The following is a 22,052-nucleotide window of genomic DNA, read 5'->3' as shown; positions in this document are numbered from 1 at the left end:
TATCTCCCTCAAATCAGGATGTTGTTTTAGCGATAGACAATTCCGCCGTCCGTTAAAATGGATTGACCCGTAATATAGTCCGAATCTTCACTTGCCAGAAAAGCAACTAATGCCGCTACATCGTCTGGTGTTTGAGCTCTACCTAAAGCAATCCCTTCCACATACTTTTTATAAGTTTCACCGATTGCGGCACCTGTTATTTCAGCAAACCGTTTATCGATTTCAACCCACATGTCGGTTCCAACAATTCCGGGACAATAACCGTTTACCGTAATACCGTGACTGGCATATTCTTTTGCGGCGGCTTGGGTAAGCGCACGCACTGCAAACTTGGTAGCAGAATAAACACCTAGCAAAGCAAACCCGTCGTGGCCTGCAATTGAGCAAGCATTAATGATTTTGCCTTTATGTTGGCGTTGCTTAAATTTTGCAGCAGCAGCCTGTATGCCCCACAGTACACCGCCAATATTGATATCAACGATTTTGTGAAAATCATCTGGTGTTGTATCTGCAATAGCCTGAACCTGAGCAATTCCAGCATTATTAATCATGATGTCAAAGCCACCAAGCGTCTGCTCAGCATCGTTAATCGTTGCATAAATCTGTTCACGATCACTGACATCGGCAATAAACATACTGGCATTTACGCCTAGAGCTTGAATCTCTTGCTGTACAGCATTGAGTCGATCTTGTTTCATATCGACCAATGCAATTTGTGCTCCTTCTTGCGCCAAGCGCAGGGCAATCCCACGGCCAATGCCTTGAGCTGCCCCTGTCACTAACGCGACTTTATTTTTTAATCCCTTAACCATTTTCAACTCCTGTAAATGCAGAATTTCTACATATGAATCGCTCGTTGCATTGAAGCCAAAATGGATTCATGCATGGCTTCTGATAATGTTGGATGTGGGAAAATCACTTGAGCTAGACTTTCATCAGTTGCTTCTAGATATTTAGCAATTGCGAAACCTTGAATGTGCTCGGTCACTTCATGGCCTACCATGTGTGCACCAAGTAGCTCGCCCGTTTCTGCATGTATGACAGTTTTAACGAAACCTGACGCATCTCTAATTGCTAAAGCTTTGCCATTCGCAGTTAAAGAAAACTTGCCGATTCGTATAGGTATATTCTGAGCTTTTGCTGCACTTTCTGTCAGACCAATACTCGCCACTTGTGGATGAGTAAAAATGCAACCCGGAATTTGGCTACGGTCGAGTGAATGCACGTTTGCTACGCCAGCAATTTTTTCGACACATATCATGGCTTCATGGCTTGCTTTGTGGGCAAGACACGGTGCTCCAGCAACATCACCAATTGCGTAGAGGCCTACTACGTTGGTTTTACAATAGTCATCAATTGCCACAAAACCTTGTGGATTCAGTTCTACGCCTAAACGTTCCAGTCCTAGTCCCGCGGTATTAGGCTGTACACCAATTGCTGAAAGCACACGGTCAAAAACAATTGTCTGGACATCATTTGCCGTTTCAATTACACAGTGAACTTGCTCATTTTCAATTTGAATACTTTGAACGACAGCATCGGTTAAGACCCTCATTCCTTTTTGTTCAAATTGTTTTCTGACAAATTGAGCAACTTCGGCATCTTCAGTCGGTAAAATCTGCTTGGCTAAATCAATAAGCGTGACCTGACATCCTAAGTCTTGATAAAGACTAGCAAACTCACTACCAATTGCACCTGAACCAACAACCAGTAAACTTTTTGGTAATTGCTCTGGTACAAGCGCTTCTTTATAGCTCCAAACGTACGTTTCATCGACAGGAAGCTGAGGAACATTTCGAGCTTTAGCTCCAGTTGCCAAAATGATGTGTGCCGCACTCAAAGCCTGACTGTTACCTTGAGCATCGGTCACTTCAATTTTTTCTTTCGCTGTAAATTGAGCACGGCCATTAAACACTGTCACCTGATTCTTTTTAAGTAAGTAATCGATGCCTTGTACCAGCTGTGCTGAAACTTGTCGGCTATGCTGTACAAGCTTTTGAATATCAAAATCGAGTTGAGATACTTGAAAACCAAACTGTCCGGCATGTTTAAACTGAGTTGCAAGCTCTGCCCCAGCAAGCAAAGCTTTAGTTGGAATACAGCCCCAATTTAGGCAAATTCCGCCTAAATGTTGCTCTTCTACAATTGCGGTTTTTAATCCGAGCTGGACTGCACGAATTGCAGCCACATACCCACCCGGTCCCGCGCCAATCACAATTAAATCAAATTGAGTTTCTGACATGCGGGTTCTCCTACACCAAAATTAAAGCTGGGTTTTCAACAAACTGCTTAAAGCTGGCCAAAAATTTCGCCCCAACTGCACCGTCAATGACTCGGTGATCGCATGACAACGTTGCTGTAACAATCTCACGAACCACTACATTGCCATTTTCAACAACAGCACGTGATTCAGAAGCACCTAATGCCATAATTGCACCTTGCGGTGGATTAATAATGGCATCGAACTGTTTAATGCCTAACATTCCTAAATTTGAAATGCTAAAGCTGCCGCCCTGAAACTCATCAGATTGTAACTTGCCAGTCTTGGCACGCGTTGCCAAATCACGCATGTCATCGGAAATCTGTGCTAAAGACTTCTGATTTGCTGCTTTTACAATGGGTGTAATTAAACCGTTTGGAATAGCCACGGCCACCGAAATATCCGCTTGAGAGAACTGTAAAATTGATTGAGTTGCCTCATCAAATTGAACATTCACCTCAGGTACTTTAATCAGTGCCGCCGCCACCGCTTTAATTAGCATGTCATTAATAGAAAGTTTGACTTGTGGAACAGTCTCATTAATCTGTTTACGTAAATTTTGCAAAGCCTCTACGTTTAGATCGACCACTAAGCGGAAATGCGGTGCATTACGTTTTGCAGCCTGTAGCCGTGAAGCAATCGCTTTACGCATACCATTCATCGCGACTGTTGTAATTGTCGATTGTGGTTGAACAGCACATTGAGCAGATTGTTCATTTACCGATGCAGGGTTATTACGGTAGTAAACTGCTTCAACATCTTCTTTACAGACACGACCACGAGTACCTGAAACGCGGCAGTCATTTAGGTTAATGCCCCATTGTTTTGCTAAACGGCGTGCTACAGGTGTCGCTGAAACTTGACTATCGTCGGCAGTAGATTTAACCGCTTTAGCTTGAGTCTGTTGCTTAACATCCGGCCATTGACCTCCAGCAGCTTGTACAGATTTCTGGATGTCCTGAACACTAATACGTCCTTCACGACCAGAACCTGTGACTTTTGCCAAGTTCACATTGTGCTTTTCTGCAAGCTTTAACGCATGCGGTGTTGTAAACAACTCATCAGATGTTTGATAGCCTTGTAATGACTCAGGTACAGCATAGTCACTTTTAGCTACCTTTGCAGGAGCTTGAGCACTTGCAGCTACAGACTGTGGTTGTTCGGCTTTTTCAGCAACAGGTGCAGATGTTTCCGCTTTACTTTGCTCACTAGGTGCTTCAGGGGCTTTAGCAGCTGAACCGCCTAGTGATGCAATAAACGTTTCAATTTCTGCATCAGAAACTTCACTATCAGCACATACCGCAATAAGACCACCAACGGGTAGCGTATCACCGTCTTTTGCCAAAATTTTACGAAGCGTTCCAGCAAAAGGCGCTTCTAACACATTGACGATTTTTGTGGTTTCAATTTCACAAATTTCATCGCCCTTATTAAAACTATCGCCTTCTTTAATCAACCATTGGGCAATCGTGCCTTCTTCCATGGATAATCCCCATTTCGGGATCTCCAGCGTTTTAATTTCGCTCATCCTAAGCCTCCAATGTTTTTCGAACAGCTTGCTCAATACGCTCTACACTTGGAATCCATTCTTTTTCTAAAACAGGAGAGAATGGAACAGGCGTATGTGGTGGCGTTACGAGTTCAACAGGTGCTTTTAAATAATGGAAACCTTTCTGTGCAACCAATGCAGCAACATCATGACCAAAACCACAGCGCGCCGCTGACTCATCCACAATCACAACACGCCCTGTCGATGCCACAGACTCTAAAATTCCTTCTTCATCCAGAGGTGAAATTGTTCGAGGGTCTACAACTTCAACCGAAATACCATCTTTTGCTAGCTTATCTGCTACTTCATTAGCGCGGTGTACCATCAAACCTAAAGCAATAATGGTTACGTCTGTACCTTCTCGGGTGTAATTCGCTACCCCAAAAGGAATGGTATAGGCTTCATCAGGAACGTCACCTTTAATGTCATAGAGCATTTTGTGCTCACAGAACACGACAGGATCGTCATCTCGAATTGCTTGAATTAAAAGTCCTTTCACATCATATGGGCTAGATGGAACCACAACTTTTAAACCTGGAACTGCGGCAAATACGTTATACGGTGACTGAGAATGCTGAGCTGCCGCAGAAAAACCAGCACCAATCATGCCACGTACAACCATTGGCGCCTTTGCTTTTCCACCAAACATATAGCGGAATTTAGCAGCTTGGTTATAAAGCATGTCATGACACACGCCGTAAAAATCCATAAACATTAAGTCAGCAACAGGACGTAAACCTGTTGCAGCAGCACCCGCGGCCATACCAATAATTGCAGACTCGGTAATTGGCGTATCAATAACACGTTCCGAACCAAATTCTGTCCATAAGCCTTTGGTTACACCAAGTACACCGCCGAAGCCTTCAAGCTCATTATCTTCAGTATTTTTACCACCATGTCCACCGCGCACATCTTCGCCCACAACAAAAACAGTTGGGTCACGGCGCATTTCTGATTCAATGGCTTCTTTAATCGCATTACGAAAACTTTTATTTGGCATCTTTACTATTCCTTTAGTAAGAGACATAGACGTCGGTAAGGAGTTGTTCTGGTTTGGGATATGCCGCAGCGCGAGCTTTAGCAACTGCATCATCAACATTTGCCTTAGACACAGCATCAATCTCGTCTAATTTGGCTTCATCAATTTTGCCTTTAACTTTTTCTCGGAAAATTTTCAAAGGATCTTTATTTTCTTTAACGAAATCGACTTCCTCTTTTGAGCGAATGAGGCCCGGGTCACCTTCAAAATGTCCATAAAAACGGTTAGTAATCGTCTCAATGACACTTGGACCTTCGCCACGGCGTGCACGTTCAATGGCAGTTTGAGCAGCTTCATAAACTGCAAAGAAATCTGTACCGTCGACTTTAACCGCTGGTAAACCAAAACCTGCTGCACGACCAGCAATATCTTTGCTTCCGACTGCATAATCATGGCCCGTACCTTCGCCAAAACCGTTATTTTCAAAGACAAAAATGACTGGGAGTTTAAGCACAACTGCCATGTTCATTGCTTCGAAAGTAAGGCCTTGGTTTGAACCACCATCACCTGTAAAAGACAGCCCGATACCGCCAGTTTTTAAGGTTTTCGCTGTTAGTGCAGCACCAATTGCTAAAGGAGGCCCACCACCCACAATCCCGTTAGCACCAAGCATGCCTTTATCTAAATCGGCAATATGCATAGAGCCGCCTTTTCCACGGCACAGCCCATCATCTTTACCGAAAATTTCCAGCATCATGCCGTGAATGTCACAACCTTTTGCAATACAGTGTCCATGTCCACGGTGTGTTGAAGTGATATAGTCTTTATCGGTTAGGTTTTCACAAATTCCGACTGCTACAGCCTCTTCTCCACTATATAAGTGAATAAAACCTGGAATATCACCATTGGTATTTTCTTCGTGAAGTCGATCTTCAAATTCACGAATATCACGCATGCTTTTATATGCTGCGAGTAATTGCTCTTCCGTTAATTGCATATCCTTTTCCTTTATTATCTTGATTTTAAAAATCTAACCAAGTTTCAAGCGAAAATCTAATTCGCTATAAATACTTAAACGCAAAATTAATAATTGATCTATTAGACTAAAAAGTTTTTATTTAAAATATTATTAATTCTTTTTTAAATTTCAAAAACTTAACCAGCAAAAATAATTTTAAAAATTTTTTATAATTTTCATCAAGTTACAAAACAAACCTTTAACCAACCTTTCTTATTTTAGAGTATTAGCCACATCCTGTGCTTTAATTAATTTTGATTTATTAAAAAGGTTTAAATAAATCTTTAATTAAAAAAATAGGAGTTTAATTAAGTTTTAAATAAAATGGAATTATTAATATGGATTTTAAAAGACAAGTTGAAACTGGTATTAAATTACGAGGAGCTGATAAAGTCGCCCGTATTCCAATTAAGGTTTTACCAACAGAAGAGTTACCTACTAAACCTGAATGGATTAGAGCAAAAATAACCGAATTTGAAGAAATCAAGCGCATAAAAAATTTACTGCGCCAACAGAAGTTGCATAGTGTTTGCGAAGAAGCAGCATGCCCAAACTTACCTGAATGTTTTGGCGGAGGCATGGCAACATTTATGATTATGGGAGATATCTGTACTAGACGTTGCCCTTTTTGTGATGTTGCTCATGGTCGGCCAAAACCTTTAGATGAAGATGAACCTAAACATTTGGCTGAAACGGTCGCAAACTTAAACTTAAAATATGTCGTGATTACCTCTGTAGACCGTGATGATCTACATGATGGCGGCGCCGCACATTTTGTAAAGTGCATTGAAGAAATCAGAAAACGCTGCCCAGAAACGCTGATTGAGATTTTAGTACCAGATTTTCGCGGTCGTTTAGAAACAGCTCTTTCAACTTTGAGCTTATCTCCTCCAGATGTGTTTAATCATAATATTGAAACTGTTCCGCGCTTATATAAAGCGATGCGCCCTGGTTCAGACTATCAACATTCACTAGAGTTACTAAAACGCTTTAAATCATATTGTCCCGATATCAAAACCAAATCTGGTTTAATGGTTGGATTAGGGGAAATTGAAGCGGAAGTGCTTGCGCTACTGAATGACTTAAAAGATTATCAGGTAGACCTTATTACCATTGGACAGTACTTACAGCCTTCAAAGTCACATGCCCCTATTCATCGATTTGTAAACTTACAAGAATTTGAAAGATACACGCGACATGGTAAGCGATTAGGTTTTAAAAATATTTGGAGTGCACCTATGGTTCGTTCTAGCTATTTTGCTGATCGACAATATTTTGGAGAATCTGTACCAAAGCCTTTTAGTCGACAAGATGTCTTATCTTAACGATCATGTAATTAACAAAACTTATCCAATAGGCTAATGGTCAAGACTCATAAAAGTATTTAAGGTAAGGAGATAACGAGGAAATAGTCACAATAAAAAAGTTATAACTGTTGAGCGGCTACGGATACGCCATTTCAATGATAAAGGAATTTCGATATGGATATGTCAAAACAATTATCATCGCCTTTTTTAGATACTACGCCGTCATTATTTCGGCCAGAAAAGTCATCTCATTCTAAACAATTAGCAAAAAAGCCATCAGTTGATCTTGATGCTGCTCCTTTATTTGACCTAACCGAAGAATGGGAACATTCGTTATTTGGTCGTTCTATTCATGAGTGCCATCGGAATTTAATGCACATTGCTGAAGATGCCGATATGGCAATTGGTGTGACCGATCCACATGGCACGCTACTCTGGACATGGAGTAGTACGCCTATGCGTTCATCGGCAGAGCAAGTCCACTTTGTTGAAGGTGGCCAATGGTCTACTCAGGCAGTAGGCCAAAATGCAATTGGTTTAGCATTAAATACTCATTCAGCTAACTGCGTTTACTCACACGAAAACCAAATGAATAGTGTAAGAGATTGGGTATGCTATGCAGCACCTATTACCGATACAAATACAGGCCAATTTTATGGGATTATGAATTTATCGACTAAATATCAAAAACATAATTCTCTTGGTCTTTTAGCTGTTGAAAGATGTGCTGATATTGTGAAGCAAGCAATTCAGCTTCATCAGAAAAATATTTTATATATTAAGGCGTTTGGTACACCTAAAGTTCAATATAACCAGCACAGCCTGACATTGACTCAACGTCAGATTGAAATTCTGTGCATTCTGACACTTTGTCCTGAGGGAATTAACCTTGAAGAACTTCACTATGCTTTATATGGTGATCGACCAGTAAGTACCACCACCTTAAAAGCAGAACTTTCTCAACTTAGAAACCTAATACCCGACGTCATTGAGTCTCGCCCTTATAAACTTAACTGTGAAATTCAATGTGATTTCTTAATGGCAGAGCAAGCATTAAACCTAGGTTTCACATCGACTACCCTTACTCTCTATAGAGGAAGTTTTTTAGCTAAATCAGAAAGCCCATTTTTGTGCGCATGGAGAGACTGTTTTGATGCTCGCTTGAGTCATGTAATTTATCAGATTGAAGATGTTGATCAACTATTACGAGTGGTCAGTCGTGTGCCAGATCGTGTAGATGCTGTTGAACGTTTACTTGAATTATTACCAGAAGAAACACCTTATCGAACTAAACTTTTAAAATTACTCGAATAAAATAAAAGGGAGAATATCTATACAATATTCTCCCTTTTATTAAGGTGAGATCAAGCAGAGGCTTGAAGCTGTACCTTATAACAATCATCTAAAGCTAATTCATAATACCGAAGACCTTCTTCAGCAGCATGAAATGCTTTTTGCTGCCAGTCAGGACGATCATTACATAAACGCTTAATCAGCTCCATGGCTTCATAAGGATGAAGATCATCATAATGTGCATGCGCACGTAACCAAGCCAAAGAACGTTTATCAATCGTTACTTCAGGATGATCAGTATAGGCATGAATACCCTTATAGACCTGAATAGACCAGTCTCCAGTTGCCCATTCAATTGCCAGATTTGTTGCAGCAAGACACTCTGCCAAATTACCGCGATGACTCATATTCCATAAGAAATGGTTTACTGCATTCATCGCAGCTGGTGGCCGCACACTATCAAGCTTGTCTACAGTTAAACCAAAACCTCCAGCCCAATCGCGATACCATTTTAAGTGTCGCTCTTCTACCTTAATATTTTGGATTAACCAATCTCGTGCTTCTGTAACGCCAGGTTCAGAAAACCCTGTTGCTTTGCCTAATGCCCCAGCCATATATGACGGGAAATGCGCGACTAATGGATAGAAATTAAGTAAAGCATAACGGAAACTATTTAGGCTCAATCCCCCATTGGCCATTTCCGAAAAAAACGGATGTTTACTCACCCGTTCTTTCGCTGGTAGCAGATCATCCCAGAACTGCTGTGACCATCCATTATGCGGTGTAATTTCTAAATGCATTCCATATTGATTTAGAGCAGTCATTGCTAATTTTCCTATTTATATGACAGCAATCATCTGTATTTCACGCTACAAGTCTATCCGAAAATGATAAAGATACAATCGTTAATCGACCATTTGTAACTTTTTTCGATGGATTGCGATTCTTTAGATAATTGTTACGCTAATCATTGAAATGTCGTGATTTTTATCACATTTAACTTAGATAAAAATCATTACTTTTTTAAAAAAACTGTATTATTATTTTGAATAAATGACACATTATATAATCAATATTTTTAGATGGAACTTTACCAAAAATAAGTCTCATTTTATGACAACTTCCAATATAGAGAGCATTAATTATGAAGTTGCAGGGTTCCAATATATTGGGACAGGAACAAATAGATTTATTAACCACACGAGGATTAAATTTCGTATGGTTTCCAAAGCAGCTTGAAACGATTTATCGTTTTCAATACCAAAACGGTGCTGCCTATGAGTTCCGCTATAGAGCTCCTATTATTTTAATATTATATATATTTTTAAGCTTTGGTATATATCAAGTATTGCCAACTGAGCAAGTTTTACCCTGGTTTAGTTATTATTCTTGGGTTGGTGTCATTATTTTTCTTGCCTGGATTTTATCATTCATTAAAAAATTAAATCAGTATTTTGATTATTATGTAGGGATTGGCTCAGCTTTAGCGGTAGCAATTACTTTTATTTTAATTAATGTTATTGAAAATGGCCAAGAGAATGTTCTTTTTCATGCAGCGATGATGTATGCGATTGTGATTATCTATGGTGCAGTAGGTATGCGTTTTTATACCGCCATATTTGCTGGATGGGTTGGAGGACTTGTTGGAATTTTGGCAAGTAACTACTTAAATGGGGTAATCGACTGGACTTTCTTAAACCGAACTTACACCTTCAGTAGTTTCTTGGGAATGACTCTTGCCTATGCAACTGACCGCCAACATCGAGAAAACTACTTACAAAACTGCATGATCGAGCTGAATCGCATTGAACTCATGCAACAAGCCCAGCAATTATCTTTACTTTCACAACAAGATTCACTCACTGGTTTAGCAAATCGACGTTATTTAGATGAAACACTGGATAATGAATGGCGACGTGCTTTGCGACATGAAACACCGCTCACCATTATGATGGTCGATATTGATTATTTTAAATCTTACAATGACACATTAGGGCATTTAAAGGGAGATGAGTGCTTAAAAGAAATCGCAATTGCTATTTCTTCTATTGCTGCCCGTAGTGGTGATCTAGTAGCACGTTATGGCGGCGAAGAGTTTTTACTGTTATTCCCAATGACAAATGCTCAGCAAGCTTTGATCCAGGTTGAACGTTTAATGAGTGCGATTGATAAAATTGCAATTGAGCATCCATGTAGTGATGTTTCACCACATGTCACCATTAGTGTTGGAGTCGCAACCACAATTCCTCGTCTAAACGATTCAATTTCTGCTTTTGTAGCGCGTGCTGACCATGCTTTGTATAAAGCAAAAACGAATGGGCGTAATCAATATAAAATCGCTGTAAACGAAGAACAAATTGTAGATTTAACTTAAAAATTCAAACTTCTATTCAAAATGATTTTTGATCAACGATTATCTCTCTTAAGTTTCTTATAGCTCCTTTTTCAATTAAAACGAATAGAGAAATACAATTAGCTTTTCCATCCGTGGTAAAGCTAAAATATAATTTAGAAGCAATAGTATAAAAAACCTCTTTTATTTAAATTTAAACCAATCGTTAAAAACAACTTATATAAACTTAATAAATTCAGTGATATCCCACGCATTAATATCCTATTTTAGAAATTAAAATTATAAGCTTTAGTTAATATAATATAGAAAAATTCCACTTTATTAGAACCCACCTTTCAGCCTCTTCCAGAATTTAATTAAAAAATAGAATAATGAATTTTGTACTATTCTTTGCGGCCCAGTGGAAACAGCTTCAGCTGAAAATGGTAAAATCGAAACAATATTCTCATGGATTGTTTCATAATTTGGATAGGCTTCTTTTTTTATTATTTCTATAATTTTTTGTATTTCATCAATAGATAAATTTAAAAATCTCTTAATTTCTTGAGCTGTTTTTGATTCAATAGATAATAAAGCACAAACTCTAGTGACATTAACAATCTGCTCTGCATGAATATTTTTAAAGTTTGGATAACACACAAGCTTATAAATAATTTTTGTCTCTAAATGTTCTTTAGACACTATATTCTCGTTATTTATTATACGTTCTTGATGACTTATTTTAAAATATTCATTCTTCTCAATATCTTGTAGAATATTTAGAAGCTCCTGATATCTTATTGGTCTCTTCAAACCATACTGATAGCCTTTTAAGAGCTCAGGATTATTACTTAATACGATCTTAATTTTTTTAGGAATAAGTATATTGGTATAACCACTATCTAAATCAATAATATGTATATCTGGATTGTCTTCGCTATATATCCAATTCCCCACAAGATGAGATGACAAAGATAAGTCATGAATAACTTTTATCATTGCCTCTAAATTCTTAGGCAATAGCCTATCCTTTGACATACAGCCAATTCTATATGTGCACTGATTCATTGATATTTCCCCAATTTCAATGATGACTTTGAAAATTCTTTGTTTAAAGTAATAAAAATTTAAATATGTAATAAACTTATATAAAAGCAATTTGAGTAAATTAACTTTCAGTGATAAATATAGATATCGGGTGCAGTAAAAATTAACAATATTTAATTGCCAAGTTCTACAGATGAATATACTCAAAAATAATTCGCAGAATATTATATTTATATAAATATTATAAGACAAGAAAATAATTTAAAATTTAATCAAACTCTATGTAATAAAAATTAAAACCCCATATTTAAATTAAATATGGGGTTTTATTCACTATAGTCAAAAATTATGACTACGGTTCAATTGGAGCAAATGGCGGAATAACATCTGCATTTTGAGCACGATGACGTAGGAAGTGATCCATCAAAACAATAGCTAGCATGGCTTCTGCAATCGGTGTCGCACGTACACCTACGCATGGATCATGACGACCTTTAGTCAACACATCGGTATCTTCACGATTTAAATTAATCGTTTTACCTAGTGTCGTAATGCTTGCTGTTGGTTTTAGTGCAATAGCGACTCGAATGGTCTGACCACTTGAGATACCACCCAAAATACCACCTGCATGATTCGCTAAAAAGCCATTACTGGTCATTTCATCACGTGTTTCATGACCAAACTGTCCAGCAACTGCAAAGCCATCACCAATTTCAACACCTTTAACCGCATTAATACTCATCATCGCGTGAGCAATGTCAGCATCTAAACGGTCAAAAACAGGTTCGCCCCATCCCACAGGAACTTTTTCAGCTAAAATTTCTAGCTTTGCACCGCAGCTTGTTCCTTGTTCACGTAAAGAAGTCACCAAGGCTTCAAAACGCGAAACAGCGTCTACATCACCACAGAAAAATGGATTATTTGGAACTTCATTCCAATCCAGTTTTTCAGCAACTTCATTACCAATTTGTGTAACATGGCCACGAATTAAGACACCAAATTTCTCTGCTAAATATTTTTTAGCAATTGCGCCTGCTGCAACACGCATAGCAGTTTCACGAGCACTTGAACGGCCACCGCCACGATAGTCACGGAAACCGTATTTTTGCGTATATGTATAGTCGGCATGGCCAGGTCTAAAAGTTTGGGCAATATTGCCGTAATCTTTTGATTTCTGATCAGTATTCTCAATCAACAAACCAATTGGTGTACCTGTCGTTTTACCTTCAAAAACACCTGAAATGATTTTAACTTGATCAGGCTCTTTACGTTGAGTCGCAAACTTAGAAGTGCCCGGTTTACGACGATCAAGATCTTTTTGCAAGTCTTCTTCAGACAGCTCAAGGCCCGGTGGCACACCATCAACAATGGCCATTAAGCCAACGCCATGAGACTCACCGCAAGTAGTTACACGAAAGAGTTGTCCAATAGTATTCCCTGCCATATGCCCAACTCCTTATATTTGCTCTTCAAATAGTTTTCTATAACGGCGACATTGTTCAGCAGTCAAAGCAAAAATACCTGAACCGCCTTTTTGGAAAGTGAGCCAGTTGAAATCAATCGTATTAAAGTTCTGACGCATTGACCATTCAGAATTACCTACTTCAATGACAATGAGACCATCTTCAGTTAAGTAATCTGCCGCTTGTGCAAGCATTTTACGAACTAAATCTAAACCATCTTGGCCTGCTGCCAATGCAAGTTCAGGTTCATGTAAAAATTCTTCCGGTAGGTCAGCCATATCTTCAGCATCAACGTATGGCGGATTGCTTACAATCAAATCATACTGATTTTCAGCTGGAATCTTGGCAAACAAGTCAGATTCAAGTAATGCAACTTGATATTGCTTATTGTGGTGTTCAGTATTAATTGAAGCAACTTCTAACGCTTCTTTAGAGATGTCAGTTGCATCTATTTCAGCGTCTGGATAAGCATAAGCCAAAGCAACTGCAATACATCCAGAACCAGTACACATATCTAAAATACGGTGTGGAGTTTTAGGCTTTGCATTTTCTGGCAAATTATTGAGAGCTTCGCGCATTTGACCATTTTCATCTAAACAATATGGTGCAAAACGTTGCTCAATTAATTCTGCAATTGGTGAGCGTGGAATGAGTACACGTTCATCTACATAGAATGGCTTATTAAAGAAATAAGCAAGATTTAATAAATAAGATGTTGGAATGCGGTCATTGATACGACGTTCCAATAAGCTTAAAAATTCTGCTTTTTCGCTTGGTAATAACTTCGCATCTAAAATTTCTGCGTCTGCTGACCATTCAAGAGATAAGGTTTGTAAAACTAATGCAGAGCTTTCTGCAAAATAATCTTCAGTACCTTGTCCTAAATGTGCATCATGTTGACGTAATGCTGATACCCCAAAACGAATGAAATCTCGAATTGTTGATAAATTTTCAGCCGCTTCCTGTAAATTTTCAGGGCTAATCGTCGGTCGCTCCACTTAGGCGTCTCCAAAGGCAAATTTTGCAAAGTGACTATTCTACTGAGTGAGATACAGCAAAGCAACGCTTTGCCCTATGAACCAGAGTTTTACAGGCCTATCTCGAACAATCACACGTTAAAATCAGAATACTTTGTTTTAATTATAAAATAATAAAATTTAATTTAGATGTTCAAAACAAAAAACAGCCCTTAAATGATGGGCTGCCTTTAAAGTTTAATTCATTTTAAAGCTTAAGCTTTTCGGCAACATAATCAGAGTCTTTATCCCCACGGCCCGACAGATTTACCACAATCATGGTTTCTTTCGGTAGTTTTGGCGCTTCACGAATTGCCCAAGCGACAGCGTGTGAGCTTTCAAGCGCAGGAACAATGCCTTCAACACGAGAAAGTGTCATAAAAGCATATAAACATTCTTGGTCAGTAGCGGTGCTATATTCAACACGTCCTAAATCTTTTAAAAAGCTGTGTTGTGGTCCAACACCCGGATAGTCTAGTCCTGAAGCAATAGAGTGCACAGGTAAAGGTTCACCCGCTTCATTTTCAAGGACATAACACGCCATACCATGAATTTGACTTGGCTTACCTAAAGTTAGCGTTGCTGAATGCATATTGGTTTCTAAACCATGTCCAGCAGGCTCAACCCCAACAAGTTTTACGTCTGAGTCATTTAAAAAGGCTGTAAATGCGCCTATTGCATTTGAACCACCACCGACACAGGCCACAACATAATCGGGGCTTTTTCCAAATCGCTGATGCGTTTGATCTTTAATTTCATTGCCAATAATCGATTGAAAATCACGAACCATTTTAGGGAATGGATGTGGACCTACAACAGAACCAATGGCATATATAAAGTTTTTTGGATCTTTTAAGTATTCTTCAAATGCACTATCTACAGCATCTTTTAATGTTGCTGTACCACGTGTAACTGCCACCAAATGAGCACCCAAAATTTTCATTTTGACCACATTTGGATGTTCTTTTTCAATATCGACTTGACCCATGTGAATTTCACAGGGAATGCCTACTAATGCACAAGCGGTTGCCAATGCAACGCCATGCTGACCAGCACCTGTTTCAGCAATAACTTTCTTTTTGCCCATATATTTAGCAAGTAAAGCTTCACCCAAGCAGTGATTAATCTTGTGAGCACCAGTGTGGTTCAAATCTTCACGCTTTAAATAAATTTGTGCACCACCTAACTTTTCAGAAAGACGCTTCGCATGAAATAAGGGACTTGGACGGCCTACATAATTTGTAAAAAGGTCTGATAGTTCATTTTGAAATTCAGCTGTATGGCGAATTTCTTCATAAGCAACATTAATTTCATCCATTGCTTCTTTTAAATGTGGAGGAATAAATTGTCCGCCATATTCACCAAAAAATCCTTGTTCATTCGGCAAAGCAATACCGTTAATTTGATGTTGCATATCATCCCTCTTTTAAATTATTAAAGTTATTAAGCTTATCGAGAAAGGTAACGCGTCAAATCCTCAATGCCTTTTAGCGTCATTGGATACATATGATTTTCAAAAATCTCTTTAATCCAACCAATGGTTTGAGTGTAATGCCAATACCCTTCAGTTTCAGGATTTAACCAAGCTGTTTTATCAAAATGTTGACGTAGGCGACGTAACCAAACCTCACCTGTTTCATCATTCATGTATTCAACCGAGCCACCCACCGATTTCAGCTCATACGGTGCCATACTGGCATCACCGACTACAATTACACGATAGTCGCGTCCATAGGTGTGAAATAAATCCCATGTATTCATGCGAGTTGCTGTTCTTCGGTAGTTATCTTTCCAGACATAGTCATAGAGACAATTATGGAAATAGAAGTACTCAAGTGTCTTAAACTCACTTTTAGCAGCACTAAAGAGTTTTTCGCATTGAGCAATGTGAGCATCCATCGAACCGCCCACATCGAACAACATCAGCACTTTTATTCGATTTCGACGCTCAGGTACCATTTGAACATCTAGAATACCTTGCTTGGCTGTTTCACGGATTGTACCGTCAACATCCAACTCTTCAGCTGCACCTTGGCGCGCAAATTTACGCAAACGGCGCAAAGCAATTTGCATCTGACGAGTACCAAGAACTTGGTCATCATCTAAATTTTGATATTTACGCTGTTCCCAGACTTTAACTGCCGAACGTTTACGCCCTGGCCCACCAATTCGTACACCTTCAGGATGATCCCCAAAGGCCCCAAAAGGTGAAGTACCACCAGTACCCACCATGCGGTTACCTCCCTGATGTTTTTTATGCTGTTCGCGTAACCGCTCTTCCAGCATTTTCATCAGTTCTTCTAAGGAACCTGCTTTTTGGAGTTCTGCCCGTTGTTCAGGAGTTAAATGCTTTTCTAGAAGTTCTAAATCAAACCAGTCTTTTGGCAATTTATGAACTTGCTTGAGTAATTCATCCAGATCAAAGGTTTCAATGCCATCAAAGTAATCTTTCATGGCGCGATCGAACTTGTCAAAAAAGCGCTCATCTTTAACTAAAATTGTTTTAGCAAGTTGATAGAACTCTTCTTGATCGGCAAAAACTAAACCTTCACTTACTGCACGGTTTAAGTCAATAAGTTCACGAGTTGTAACTGGAACACCGTATTTACGTAAGGTGTAAAATAACCGCACAAACATGGGTTATTCCCTCCTTTAACGTCGAGACATGAAAGCCAAACGTTCGAGGAGTTGCACATCCTGTTCGTTTTTGATCAGCGCACCATATAAAGGTGGAATCGCTTTTGATGTATCTCGATTGCGTAATACATCTTCTGGCATATCATCTGCCATGAGTAAGCTTAACCAATCAATTAACTCAGAGGTTGATGGCGGTTTCTTCAAATTAGGAATTTCACGTAGTTTAAAGAAAACCTGTAAAGCTTCGTTGACGAGTGTTGCAGAAATATTCGGGAAATGAACCGCAATGATTTCTCGCATGGTCACTTCATCTGGAAACTCAATGTAATGAAAGAAACAACGACGTAAGAAAGCATCGGGTAATTCTTTTTCATTATTCGAGGTAATAATGACGATTGGGCGTTGTGTTGCCGTAATGGTTTCACTCGTTTCATAAACATAGAAAGACATTTTATCAAGTTCATGCAACAAGTCATTTGGAAACTCAATATCGGCTTTGTCAATTTCATCAATTAACAATACACAACGTTCTTCACTCGTGAAAGCTTCCCACAATTTACCGGGTTTAATATAGTTCTTAATATCGTAAACGCGATCATCACCCAACTGGCTGTCTCGCAAGCGAGAAACTGCATCATATTCATACAACCCTTGCTGTGCTTTGGTTGTCGATTTGATATGCCAAGTGATTAGTTTTAAGCCCAAACTTTGTGCTATTTGTTCAGCAAGTAAAGTTTTACCCGTACCTGGTTCACCCTTAATCAGTAAAGGCTTTTGTAAAGCACGAGCTGCTTTTACAGCGAGCTTAAGACTATCCGTCGCGATATATTGATCTGTACCGGTAAAATGTTGGGTATCAGCAGACATGTAAAGACCTTATTTTTCTATTTCAATGGTTAGATGGAACGCATGCTTTTGTTCGTTGAATATTTTGACCAACAATATCCAATCACCAAACCTAGACCAACTACAAACAGAATTAAAGATAAATTTGACCAGATTAAAGGGCTATCTTTGGTTAAAACACCAAATAGTAGTCCAAAAATAGCTGGTGCTACCGATGCATTCGGTCCTTCAGACACTGTTGGTGTAACTAAAATAGCAAAGGCAATAAGCCAGCTAATTGCACCAAAAGTTGTAGGAAGGCGACGCATTAATCGCCACCAACACCATAAAGCAATCATAGCGCCTATTCCATAAGCTGTTAAAGCAATAACACCTTCAGGAACAACATCCAAAAAAGAGAATAATTGATTCATTATTCCAGTTTGATCTTCACGCACCACGTAAGCCCTCTGGTTCAACCGCATTTGGGTTAATTAACCCTTCTGGTGGCATCTGAATAAAGAAACCTTTTGTTTGTAATGAGTCTAAAACATGTAAAACATTAGCACGCGCCAATTTACGTGTTGGAGCTAATTCTAAATGCATGACAAACGTTGCACGACCAAACGCTTGTACAACAGCTTCAGGAATATTTTCAAACGGATCAGCTTGTTCCGCATCGTCAGGATAGTTTGGACGAGCAATATACATGTACATTTCATCTTTTTTGCTCGATCTATAAATATCACAGTGCATTTCAAATCAACTCTTGAACTAAGGACAGCATACATGAAAAAAAACGACTCACACACGCAGGTTTGTTTACGCATCAGTCGTTTTTTTAATTCTTGGGAAATATTAACCTACAACATTGATTAAGGTCGATAATAACTTTGTTCCAGATAAAAGCTGGCTTCTATAATAAATTAACAAATATTTGATTTAAAACAATAAATATAATTATCATTTTTAATAAAATAAAAACAATTTTAGAAAAAAATAAGAAATCGTTCATTATTGAGTATTTTTTGTAATCTACTTCTAATACTTTCACCCTTTAATGCTATGAAATTTATCATATTAAACTTAAATATTATCTTTTTTAAATTCACATTTAAGTCAAACTTCTAACCACTTACTACACATTAGCAGACATTACTTAACTGGTTTAAATTCTCAATATGTTTCAATAATAAAAATCTAAATCATAGATATGGAGGATGAACCTATGCCTCGCGGTGATAAAACAGCTTACACAGCAAAGCAAAAACGTCAGGCTAAACATATTGTTGAGAGTGAAGTAGATAGAGGTCATTCTCAAGAAGAAGCTGAACGTATTGCATGGTCCACTGTCAATAAACAGGATGATGGCGGTAAGAAAAAGTCTCACTAAAACAAACTTTGAATACTTCTTTAGCTTGGGCTAAAGAAGTATTTTTATCAAAAATAAATTAATAGTGTTTAGAAAACTCGAGAGCTCTTTATATAGTCATCGCTTACTTGATTTAAGGCATTCAAAATAGCGCTATCATCTTGGCTTAACAGAGCTTCATTAAGGCATTCCATATAGCCTATAAGCATAGTCTTAGAGGTGTTGGCAAATTCAGAGGTTACTGCTTCATCTTCATATAAAATCACGTAGCTACGTGCAAATCCATAGATTAAATAGACTGCTGCTTTTTCTTTTGTATTTTGAGATTCTTTAAGAGACTGTTCACTAGCATTTTTTAAATCTTTAAATGCATCTGTACCAGTAGATTGATTTTTGAAAGATAAAAGTATTGTTTGGAAGTTCATATCCATATTCCACTCAAAAAGTAAAGCTACAGAAGATGATAAAACCTGTCAAATAAAATCATGATTAACATAAGTTTAAATGTAAATAAATTTATGTTTACTTCCCCTAGATCACGAAAAAATCATGCAACAAAAAACCACCCTTGTTTTAAGGGCGGTTTGGTTAAAACGTATCAATAATTAGAAGCTTATTTCAATTGTGATTGTGGTCCCGGAATGCTCAATATCAGTTGAGACATTAAACCCTTTGTTTTTAAGCTCTTCTTCAACCAGTGTAAGATGATCAGGACTTATGGCATCAACAGGAAACCAGAAAGTTGCTTTTCGCTTCCCTTCCTTAGATTCAGCCTCAGTACCAGTTAAAATTTTTTCCAATATAACTTCTTGGTTTATTTTAAAGTTTTTAGCGTTTTGACGAGCTTGTTCAGCATTAAAGTTGTTAAGCATATTTATCTCTCTAATTATTAATTTATCTAAGTTTATAGCATAAAAAGACTATATAAGTTTTAGTGTTGTGTAGTTAAAACCAATCAAAAATAGAAGCTTATTGATTAAATAACTTTTCTACCCATTCAATAAATTTCCTAGCATTTCTATTTTTAAAATCTTCCTTATTTGGAATGTAGTAACACAGCTCTGATTGAATAGGTTTAGTTTTCAACTCCTGTAAAAGATTCGCCTTAACGAACCTATGGGTAAGTGTAGCAGAACAAAATACTAATCCATTGGCAGATAAAGCCTCATGTATGCCAAAAATTTCCTGATCAAATTTCTTAATTGTCACCCTCTTTTTGTCCCATCCATTCACCTCAAGCCAGCTCTCTAATGGTGGGCTTGGTAATGCTTTATTTTTCCACTCTGTGGTGAATAACGTTATTGGCTCACTCATATCTTTAGTCAGAGCAAGTTTAGATGCACCAAATACATTAAAAGACTCATATTTAAGGACATCTTTAGAAGGTACTGAAGATACATCACCATATCGAATAGGCAATGTATATAAGTGACTTTCTAAAGCTTCGCCTGTAGAAAATTCAACTGAGATATCGGGGTGCAATTGATAAAATTCATTTATAGAAGGAATTAACAGCATTGCAGCTAGTGAAGACGTACTAGCCACTCTCACTACATTTCCATTTACTGTTATTTCATCTAATGCATCTTCAATTTTACGAAATCCTTCAGAAATTGCTACAGCCAGTCTGTCACCTGTGGTTGTAAGCGTTATTTTTCTTACCTGTCGATGAAATAAGTCAACGTTTAATCTGCTTTCTAGATTAGTAATATGATGTGAAATTGCAGTCGGCGTTAGCGAGAGTTCTTCAGCAGCCAATTTAAAACTTCCCAATCGAGCAGCTGATTCAAATGCCTTAAGTGCTTGTAAAGAAACTTGCATGCTTTCTCCCAAGTTATATTTATAGGTGAACTAAAATCATCTATAAATGTAATTTTCTCGTTTGTCTACTTCTCTTTTAAAACTCAAAATAAGTTAACTCCTAGCCCTTATGGAACTCATGATGAGTAAGATGTTACACATAGATGCAAGCGTAAGAGCTGCGATTAACCCTAATCCAAACCATAATTCGATTTCTAAAAATATTGCCAACCGTTTGGTCAGCTCATGGAAAAAGCAACGGCCTATAGATGAGTATATCTATCGTGATGTAGGAATGAATCCGCCACCACTTATTACTCAAGACTGGATAGATGCTGTCTTTACACCTGAAGACAAAAGAACCCAAGCTCAATGTGATGTCTTATCGATATCAGATCAATTAATAGCTGAAATTTCGAGCTCAGATATTATTTTAATTTCTTCTCCTATGTACAATTACGGTATGCCTGCTCAACTTAAAGCATGGTTTGACCAAATTATTCGGATGAATAAAACATTTGATTTTGACCTTGCTCGAGGGGACTTTCCTTTAAAACCTATTTTGTCTGGAAAAATTTTAATCATTATCACGTCTAGTGGGGAATTTGGTTTTGAGAAAGATGGCATTCGTCACAACATGAATCATCTTGCTCCTCACCTTCGTACTCTCAGCAAATATTTAGGCGTAGAGAAAATTTATGAAATTTCTTCAGAATATCAAGAGTTTGGAGATGATCGACATATAGCGTCATTAGAACATGCTTTTCAAAAATCTGAAGAACTTGTAGCTGAACTTTCAGGTTTATTCACAAAAAATCATGAGAATATTAATACTTAACTTTTTATAACCTACTGACATTTTAACTGAGTTCTAGCATTAAAAATAAAAAGCCAACCCAATTGGGTTGGCTTTCTTATTTCTGCACCGAAACAAACTTATAGTTATATATTATTTATATTGAAATTGTTTTTCTTGTATCCAAGAATATACAGACCTGTATGTTTAATCAATTGAATTTTTCTCATTGAATCAGTTAATTTAATTCATTATCACTTTTACAAATTAAAACCTCTTCGATTCATCACTTTACTAGCTTTTAAAATAAGTTGATTATTTAATATAACTAATATAACTATTCATTTTATTAACTATT

General features: G+C 37.9%; 22 protein-coding genes. 5 read left to right on the top strand and 17 right to left on the bottom strand.

Features of this window, described 5'->3' with window-relative positions:
• Positions 1 to 26 precede the first annotated feature (26 nt).
• The 5 genes from WA249_RS10420 to WA249_RS10400 are packed head-to-tail and all read right to left on the bottom strand — an operon-like array spanning position 27 to position 5,785.
• Complete coding sequence (locus WA249_RS10420; protein WP_336168508.1) at positions 27 to 812, bottom strand: acetoin reductase; 786 nt, start codon at positions 810 to 812, stop codon at positions 27 to 29.
• Positions 813 to 838: 26 nt separating this feature from the next.
• Positions 839 to 2,242 carry a dihydrolipoyl dehydrogenase gene (gene lpdA / locus WA249_RS10415; RefSeq protein ID WP_336168506.1) on the bottom strand — a complete coding sequence of 468 codons (1,404 nt, stop codon included), beginning with the start codon at positions 2,240 to 2,242 and terminating at the stop codon, positions 839 to 841.
• A gap of 10 nt (positions 2,243 to 2,252) precedes the next feature.
• Complete coding sequence (locus WA249_RS10410) at positions 2,253 to 3,788, bottom strand: 2-oxo acid dehydrogenase subunit E2 (protein WP_336168504.1); 1,536 nt, start codon at positions 3,786 to 3,788, stop codon at positions 2,253 to 2,255.
• A gap of 1 nt (position 3,789) precedes the next feature.
• Entirely contained in the window at positions 3,790 to 4,809 is a 1,020-nt protein-coding gene (locus tag WA249_RS10405; RefSeq protein ID WP_336168502.1) for an alpha-ketoacid dehydrogenase subunit beta, read from the bottom strand.
• Positions 4,810 to 4,822: 13 nt separating this feature from the next.
• A complete protein-coding gene (locus tag WA249_RS10400; protein WP_003651635.1) occupies positions 4,823 to 5,785 on the bottom strand; it encodes a thiamine pyrophosphate-dependent dehydrogenase E1 component subunit alpha in 963 nt (320 codons plus the stop codon).
• 359 nt (positions 5,786 to 6,144) lie between these two features.
• Here WA249_RS10400 and lipA point away from each other — a divergent pair, with 359 nt between their 5' ends.
• Together lipA and WA249_RS10390 are read left to right on the top strand one after the other, a co-directional pair.
• A complete protein-coding gene (gene lipA, locus WA249_RS10395; protein ID WP_336168500.1) occupies positions 6,145 to 7,131 on the top strand; it encodes a lipoyl synthase in 987 nt (328 codons plus the stop codon).
• A gap of 156 nt (positions 7,132 to 7,287) precedes the next feature.
• Positions 7,288 to 8,427, top strand: coding sequence for a transcriptional regulator (locus WA249_RS10390; protein WP_336168499.1), 1,140 nt, complete (start codon positions 7,288 to 7,290; stop codon positions 8,425 to 8,427).
• A gap of 50 nt (positions 8,428 to 8,477) precedes the next feature.
• Here the strand turns inward: WA249_RS10390 and WA249_RS10385 are convergent, their stop codons facing one another.
• Positions 8,478 to 9,230 carry a TenA family transcriptional regulator gene (locus tag WA249_RS10385; protein WP_336168497.1) on the bottom strand — a complete coding sequence of 251 codons (753 nt, stop codon included), beginning with the start codon at positions 9,228 to 9,230 and terminating at the stop codon, positions 8,478 to 8,480.
• Between the two features lie 320 nt (positions 9,231 to 9,550).
• Here WA249_RS10385 and WA249_RS10380 point away from each other — a divergent pair, with 320 nt between their 5' ends.
• Entirely contained in the window at positions 9,551 to 10,780 is a 1,230-nt protein-coding gene (locus WA249_RS10380; protein ID WP_336168495.1) for a GGDEF domain-containing protein, read from the top strand.
• 300 nt (positions 10,781 to 11,080) lie between these two features.
• Here the strand turns inward: WA249_RS10380 and WA249_RS10375 are convergent, their stop codons facing one another.
• The 8 genes from WA249_RS10375 to WA249_RS10340 form a co-directional block, all read right to left on the bottom strand.
• Positions 11,081 to 11,806, bottom strand: a complete 726-nt coding sequence (locus WA249_RS10375) for a hypothetical protein (protein WP_336168494.1) — start codon at positions 11,804 to 11,806, stop codon at positions 11,081 to 11,083.
• Between the two features lie 331 nt (positions 11,807 to 12,137).
• Entirely contained in the window at positions 12,138 to 13,229 is a 1,092-nt protein-coding gene (gene aroC / locus WA249_RS10370) for a chorismate synthase (RefSeq protein ID WP_336168493.1), read from the bottom strand.
• 12 nt (positions 13,230 to 13,241) lie between these two features.
• Positions 13,242 to 14,246 (bottom strand): 50S ribosomal protein L3 N(5)-glutamine methyltransferase, encoded by a 1,005-nt coding sequence (prmB, locus tag WA249_RS10365; protein ID WP_003651622.1) that lies wholly within the window; start codon positions 14,244 to 14,246, stop codon positions 13,242 to 13,244.
• A 226-nt stretch (positions 14,247 to 14,472) separates the two neighbouring features.
• On the bottom strand, positions 14,473 to 15,678 hold the full coding sequence (trpB, locus tag WA249_RS10360; protein ID WP_336168490.1) for a tryptophan synthase subunit beta: 1,206 nt from the start codon (positions 15,676 to 15,678) through the stop codon (positions 14,473 to 14,475).
• 35 nt (positions 15,679 to 15,713) lie between these two features.
• Positions 15,714 to 16,901 (bottom strand): vWA domain-containing protein, encoded by a 1,188-nt coding sequence (locus tag WA249_RS10355; protein WP_004792541.1) that lies wholly within the window; start codon positions 16,899 to 16,901, stop codon positions 15,714 to 15,716.
• A 15-nt stretch (positions 16,902 to 16,916) separates the two neighbouring features.
• Positions 16,917 to 17,768 (bottom strand): AAA family ATPase, encoded by an 852-nt coding sequence (locus tag WA249_RS10350; RefSeq protein WP_336168487.1) that lies wholly within the window; start codon positions 17,766 to 17,768, stop codon positions 16,917 to 16,919.
• A gap of 29 nt (positions 17,769 to 17,797) precedes the next feature.
• Entirely contained in the window at positions 17,798 to 18,184 is a 387-nt protein-coding gene (locus WA249_RS10345) for a hypothetical protein (protein WP_336168485.1), read from the bottom strand.
• Positions 18,177 to 18,482, bottom strand: coding sequence for a YcgL domain-containing protein (locus WA249_RS10340; RefSeq protein ID WP_016138215.1), 306 nt, complete (start codon positions 18,480 to 18,482; stop codon positions 18,177 to 18,179). The genes WA249_RS10345 and WA249_RS10340 overlap by 8 nt, the downstream gene beginning before the upstream one ends.
• Positions 18,483 to 18,954: 472 nt before the next feature.
• On the opposite strand from WA249_RS10340, the gene WA249_RS10335 reads away from it, so the two are divergent.
• Positions 18,955 to 19,119 carry a hypothetical protein gene (locus WA249_RS10335; protein WP_336168483.1) on the top strand — a complete coding sequence of 55 codons (165 nt, stop codon included), beginning with the start codon at positions 18,955 to 18,957 and terminating at the stop codon, positions 19,117 to 19,119.
• 68 nt (positions 19,120 to 19,187) lie between these two features.
• Here the strand turns inward: WA249_RS10335 and WA249_RS10330 are convergent, their stop codons facing one another.
• The 3 genes from WA249_RS10330 to WA249_RS10320 all read right to left on the bottom strand — a co-directional run bounded on the left by WA249_RS10330 (position 19,188) and on the right by WA249_RS10320 (position 20,919).
• Positions 19,188 to 19,523: a hypothetical protein gene (locus WA249_RS10330; protein ID WP_336168482.1), complete on the bottom strand. Its 336-nt coding sequence runs from the start codon at positions 19,521 to 19,523 to the stop codon at positions 19,188 to 19,190.
• 180 nt (positions 19,524 to 19,703) lie between these two features.
• Positions 19,704 to 19,970 carry a hypothetical protein gene (locus WA249_RS10325; protein ID WP_336168480.1) on the bottom strand — a complete coding sequence of 89 codons (267 nt, stop codon included), beginning with the start codon at positions 19,968 to 19,970 and terminating at the stop codon, positions 19,704 to 19,706.
• Between the two features lie 97 nt (positions 19,971 to 20,067).
• On the bottom strand, positions 20,068 to 20,919 hold the full coding sequence (locus tag WA249_RS10320) for a LysR family transcriptional regulator (RefSeq protein ID WP_336168478.1): 852 nt from the start codon (positions 20,917 to 20,919) through the stop codon (positions 20,068 to 20,070).
• 118 nt (positions 20,920 to 21,037) lie between these two features.
• Between WA249_RS10320 and WA249_RS10315 the strand changes: the two genes are divergently transcribed.
• The gene (locus WA249_RS10315) at positions 21,038 to 21,736 is read left to right on the top strand and encodes an FMN-dependent NADH-azoreductase (RefSeq protein ID WP_336168477.1); all 699 of its coding nucleotides are present in this window, start codon (positions 21,038 to 21,040) and stop codon (positions 21,734 to 21,736) included.
• Positions 21,737 to 22,052 lie beyond the last annotated feature (316 nt).

The sequence above is a fragment of the Acinetobacter sp. 161(2023) genome, assembly GCF_037027805.1.
Lineage (GTDB): Bacteria > Pseudomonadota > Gammaproteobacteria > Pseudomonadales > Moraxellaceae > Acinetobacter.
The sequence above is the reverse complement of the archived record's forward strand: the minus strand, read 5'-3'. Positions and strand labels throughout refer to the sequence as shown.